General features: G+C 54.9%; 5 protein-coding genes. 4 read left to right on the plus strand and 1 reads right to left on the minus strand.

Annotated elements, in window-relative coordinates; translation table 11 throughout:
- The coding region (locus WCG50_RS17015; RefSeq protein WP_336900786.1) for an ATP-binding protein at nucleotides 1–1184 on the minus strand (1184 nt) is incomplete at its 3' end.
- 116 nt (nucleotides 1185–1300) lie between these two features.
- Here WCG50_RS17015 and WCG50_RS17020 point away from each other — a divergent pair.
- The 4 genes from WCG50_RS17020 (at nucleotide 1301) to bamC (ending at nucleotide 5320) form a co-directional block, all read left to right on the plus strand.
- The gene (locus WCG50_RS17020) at nucleotides 1301–2521 is read left to right on the plus strand and encodes an MFS transporter (RefSeq protein WP_336900787.1); all 1221 of its coding nucleotides are present in this window, start codon (nucleotides 1301–1303) and stop codon (nucleotides 2519–2521) included.
- A gap of 177 nt (nucleotides 2522–2698) precedes the next feature.
- Entirely contained in the window at nucleotides 2699–3250 is a 552-nt protein-coding gene (locus tag WCG50_RS17025) for a class I SAM-dependent methyltransferase (protein WP_336900790.1), read from the plus strand.
- A 37-nt stretch (nucleotides 3251–3287) separates the two neighbouring features.
- A complete protein-coding gene (dapA, locus tag WCG50_RS17030; protein WP_336900788.1) occupies nucleotides 3288–4181 on the plus strand; it encodes a 4-hydroxy-tetrahydrodipicolinate synthase in 894 nt (297 codons plus the stop codon).
- 41 nt (nucleotides 4182–4222) lie between these two features.
- Entirely contained in the window at nucleotides 4223–5320 is a 1098-nt protein-coding gene (bamC, locus tag WCG50_RS17035) for an outer membrane protein assembly factor BamC (RefSeq protein WP_336900789.1), read from the plus strand.
- Nucleotides 5321–5411 lie beyond the last annotated feature (91 nt).

A 5411-nucleotide genomic window follows, 5' to 3' on the forward strand; every position in this document is an offset into this window, starting at 1 on the left:
GCTTTCTGGCGCGTTTGCGCGGCCTTGATCGCCAACTCAGCCAGCTTTTTACCGTACTCCACATGCTGGTTCAGCCACAGCTCCAGGTTGGGTCGCACAAAGCTCGACACCAACCGCACCGCATCACGCGAATTCAGGCGCTCCTTGATTTGACCCTGAAACTGCGGGTCAAGCACCTTGGCCGACAGCACATAACTGGCGCGGGCAAACACGTCTTCGGGCAACAATTTGACACCCTTGGGCAACAAGGAGTGCAGTTCAATAAAGCTTTTAACGGCGGTGAATAGACCATCACGCAAGCCACTTTCGTGGGTGCCGCCAGCGCTGGTGGGAATCAGGTTGACATAACTTTCACGCACCGGTTGGCCGTCTTCGGTAAAGGCCACGCACCAGGAAGCGCCCTCGCCTTCGGCAAAACTGTCGTTGTTAGCATCAGCAAAACCTTCGCCTTCGAGCACGGGAATCACCAACTCGCCGTTGAGCGTTTGCGTCAAATAGTCGCGCAGACCGCCCTTAAAAACCCACACCTGGGTTTCTTTGGTTTTTTCGTTGACCAGCGTCACGGTCACGCCCGGCATCAGCACCGCCTTGCTGCGCAGCAGGTGGGCCAGTTGCACCATCGGCAGCGCCACCGTTTCAAAGTACTTGGGATCTGGCCAGACGCGCACCGTGGTGCCGGATTTGCGGTCGCCCTCGCCCGCCTTGCGCACCACCAGGGGCTCGATCACATCGCCGCCGGAGAACACCAGTCGCGCCACCATGCCTTCGCGGTAGGTGGTGGCTTCCAGCCGTGTCGACAAGGCATTGGTGACGCTGACGCCGACCCCATGCAGCCCGCCCGAAAAACTGTAAGCGCCGCCCTTGCCCTTGTCAAACTTGCCGCCAGCGTGGAGCTGGGTAAAAACCAGCTCGATGACGGGCGCGTTTTCTTCGGGGTGCATGCCAAACGGGATGCCGCGGCCATCGTCTTCAATCGTGACCGAGCCATCGACGTGCAGCAGCACCTTGATCTTTTTACCGTGCCCGGCCAGCGCCTCATCGGCCGCGTTGTCCAGCACTTCCTGGATGACGTGCAGCGTGTTGTCGGTGCGGGTGTACATGCCCGGGCGCTGCTTGACGGGCTCCAGCCCTTTGAGCACGCGGATGGAGGATTCTGAATATTCGGGGGTGGGTTTGACGGCCATAGCGGCGGATTGTAGCCTCGCATCGCCTCTAAAACTGTATACAACCACAGCAATAAAGAGCCCGTGAATTTAGCCGCACTCCTGCGCAATAGCGACAGATTGGCTACATTTGCGGGATGTCAATTTCTACTAAAAAACTTTCAATGGTACAGGTGCTCGTTTGCGGCGCCACCATCGTCACGCTCTCCATGGGCATTCGCCACGGTTTTGGGCTGTGGTTACAACCCATCACCCAAAGCCAGGGCTGGACGCGTGAAACCTTTGCCTTTGCCATTGCCTTGCAAAATTTGGTGTGGGGCGTTTCCGGTATTTTTGCCGGCATGCTGGCGGACCGATTTGGCGCTTTCAGGGTGGTGGCAGCGGGTGCGGTTTTATACGCGCTCGGCTTGGTGGGCATGGCCAACGCCAGCACACCCCTGATGTTCACGGTGACCGCCGGTGTATTGATTGGTATGGCGCAAGCGGGCACCACCTATGCCGTTATTTATGGTGTGATCGGGCGCAACGTGAGCGCCGAAAAACGCTCTTGGGCAATGGGCGTTGCCGCTGCGGCAGGCTCGTTTGGCCAGTTTTTGATGGTGCCCACCGAGGGTTTTTTGATCAGCAGCATGGGCTGGCAAGGCGCCTTGATGATGCTAGGTGTCGCCTCCCTGATGATTGTGCCGCTGGCCTGGGGGCTGCGCGAGCCGGGTTTGGCCGCCAGCCATGCCGTGCAACGTGAGCAGACCATTCTTCAAGCGTTTACCGAAGCCTTTAAGTACCCGAGTTTTCAGCTTTTGATGGCGGGCTATTTTGTGTGTGGATTTCAGGTAGTGTTTATCGGCGTGCACATGCCCAGCTATTTAAAAGACAAGGGACTCTCGCCCCAAGTGGCCAGTTACGCGCTGGCGTTGATTGGCTTGTTCAATGTCTTTGGAACCTATGCCGCCGGCGTATTGGGGCAAAAACTGCAAAAAAAGAACATCCTGGCCTTTATCTATCTATCGAGAGCCATCGCCATCTCGGTGTTTTTACTGGTGCCCCTGACGCCCCTGAGCGTCTATATTTTTTCAAGCGTCATGGGTTTGCTGTGGCTGTCAACAGTGCCTCCGACCAACGCCACGGTGGCTCAAATTTTTGGCGTGGCACATTTATCCATGCTTAGCGGTTTTGTATTTTTCAGCCACCAAATTGGCTCTTTCATGGGCGTCTGGCTGGGCGGCTATCTGTACGACCGCACCGGCAGCTACAACATCGTCTGGTACATCGCCATCGCGCTGGGCGTTCTTGCAGCGCTGGTCAACCTGCCCATTAAAGAAGCATCCATCGTTCGATCGACTGCCCCACAAGGAGCATGAACGCATGAAAAAAAGCAATAAATTTTTGCTTTACGCCGCGTCGCTGGCCCTGCTCCTGGTCGTATTTTCTTTGTATACCCGACCTGATTTTTTATTGACCCTGGCAAACCAGGTATGGGGATGTTTCTGAAAAATCTACCGACTGTTGACACCAATTCGTCACCCGTGGCGCATGGCATGGGCCCCGCCTCCCCCTGGGTAGCAAGGTGGTCACATCTGGTACCGCCTCTGGGATCGGTATTGGACATCGCTTGCGGACATGGCCGCCACATGAAGTGGTTTTCTAAAAAAGGCCACCCGGTGTTTGGCATTGACCGCTCTGCCGAGGCTGTTCAGGCGGCAGCAACTTTTGGTGAAACGCTTTTAGCAGACATTGAAAATGACCCGTGGCCGCTGGTTGATGAAGGCAAAACGCGTCAATTTTCAGCCGTGATCGTCACGAATTATTTGTGGAGGCCATTGTTTCCGGTCATTTCCCAAAGCCTTGCGCCTGGCGGCTTGCTGATCTATGAAACTTTTGCCCAAGGAAACGAGTCCGTCGGCAAGCCGTCTCGGCCGGATTTTCTGCTGCGCCCGGCAGAATTGCTGCACGCATTTGATCATTTGCACGTGGTTGCTTTTGAAGAAGGTTTTCTTGATAACCCGCCTCGTTTTGTGCAGCGAATCACCGCTTTGCGCCCCTCTTTACAGGCTGACAGTCAGCTGGCACCGGCGCGATACGTGCTCTAGTTAGAATGCTCTTTTACAGTTAACCACCCCCTCGGACATGACACCATCAACCGGCCAAATCACGGGCAGCATCGTCGCCCTTGTCACTCCCATGTTTGACGACGGTAGCGTCGACTACCCCACACTGCGCAAACTGATCGACTGGCACATTGTCGAAGGCACCGACTGCATTGGCGTTGTGGGCACCACAGGTGAGTCACCCACCGTCAGTGTTGAAGAGCATTGCGAAATTATCCGCGTCTCCGTCGAACAGGCTGCAGGACGCGTTCCCATCATGGCTGGCTGCGGTGCAAACTGCACGGCAGAAGCAATTGAACTCACGAAATTCGCAAAAGCAGTGGGCGCTGATTGCCAGTTGCAGGTCGTGCCCTACTACAACAAACCGACTCAGGAAGGGCAGTACCTGCACTTCAAGGCGATTGCTGAAGCGGTTGACCTGCCCATGGTTTTGTACAACGTCCCCGGTCGATCGGTGGCAGACATGCTGCACGACACCGTGATGCGTCTGGCACAAATCCCGGGTATTGTGGGCATCAAGGAAGCCACCGGCAATATTGACCGTGCGCAATGGCTCATCCGTGAAGCACCCAAAGGGTTTTCCATTTATTCGGGCGACGACCCCACCGCCGTGGCATTAATGTTGTGCGGTGGACACGGCAATATCAGCGTGTCAGCCAATCTGGCCCCGCGCCTGATGCACGAACTTTGCGTGGCGGCGATGGCCGGCGACACCCGCAAGGCCATGGAAATCCAGTTCAAGTTACTGCCTTTGCATAAAAATTTATTTGTTGAAGCCAACCCGATTCCCGTGAAATGGGCGATGGCCAAAATGAACCTGTGTAGTGGCACCATGCGCTTGCCCATGACACCGCTGACACAGGCCAATGAGTCTGTGGTTGAAGGCGCGTTGCGCGCTACTGGCCTGATCTGATTGCTCTGAGCTGACCGTACCTATTACCCAAAGGGATATTTGTGAATCATTCTTCCAAACTTGCGCTGCTGAGCCTTTCTGTGACGCTTGCAGCGTGTTCTGCTCTTGAAAGCGACAAGATCGACTACAAAAGTGCCACCAAAGCAGCCACAACCTCACTTGAGGTGCCCCCTGATTTGACCCAACTCTCCCGCGACACCCGTTATGCCGTCCCTGGTGGCGCCGTGACGGCCTCCAGTTTCCAGATGGGCCAAGCCGCCAACCCTGTTGCTGCCACTTCAGTAACAGCCGTTACCGCTCTTGGTGATGTACGTATCGAACGTGCTGGTACGCAACGTTGGTTGGTGGTTAATCGCCCCGCCGACAAACTGTGGGAGCCCGTGCGCGACTTTTGGCAAGAGAGTGGTTTTCTGCTGGCCATGGACCAAGCCAACCTGGGCATCATGGAAACTGACTGGGCTGAAAATCGGGCAAAAATTCCGCAAGACTTTATTCGCAACACACTGGGTAAAGTCCTTGATTCGCTTTACTCTTCAGGTGAACGCGACAAGTTTCGCACACGCCTTGAGCGCAATGCAAACGGTGGAACTGATATTTTCATAAGCCACCGCGGCATGATCGAGGTTTACAACAGCGCCCAAAAAGACACGACCATGTGGCAACCCCGTGCTGCCGACCCAGAACTCGAAGCTGAGTTTTTGCGCAAACTCATGGTCAAACTCGGTGTTTCACAAGAACAATCCAAAGTTCTCATTGCAGCAGGCGCCACAAAAAGCAGCTCTCAGGTCACGGTGGTTAATGGTCAACCTGTGGTTCAAATTGATGACGACTTTGACCGCGCATGGCGACGTGTCGGTTTGACACTGGATCGCACCGGGTTTACCGTTGAAGATCGGGATCGCACCAAAGGCATTTACTTTGTCCGCTACGTCGAACCTTCTGCTGACAAGTCAGAGCCTGGCTTTTTTGGAAAACTTTTTAGCGCTTCAAAAACAGACGCAGCTCCGACGAAATACCGCGTTTCTGTAGTTAGCCAAAGTGGCAAAAGCACTGTGTCAGTCCAAACCGCAAGTGGTACGCCAGACTCTTCTGCAAACGCCCAACGCATCGTCAAGCTTATTGCAGACGACATCAAATAAGCGTTTTAAAAGTTTGGTTTAGCAACTCGATCAGTGTCACGCTGACTGAGTTGCTCATCACAAACAATTGGGATCTTCTTTAGTCCAGACG

This window comes from Rhodoferax sp. (assembly GCF_037143375.1).
GTDB lineage: Bacteria > Pseudomonadota > Gammaproteobacteria > Burkholderiales > Burkholderiaceae_C > Rhodoferax.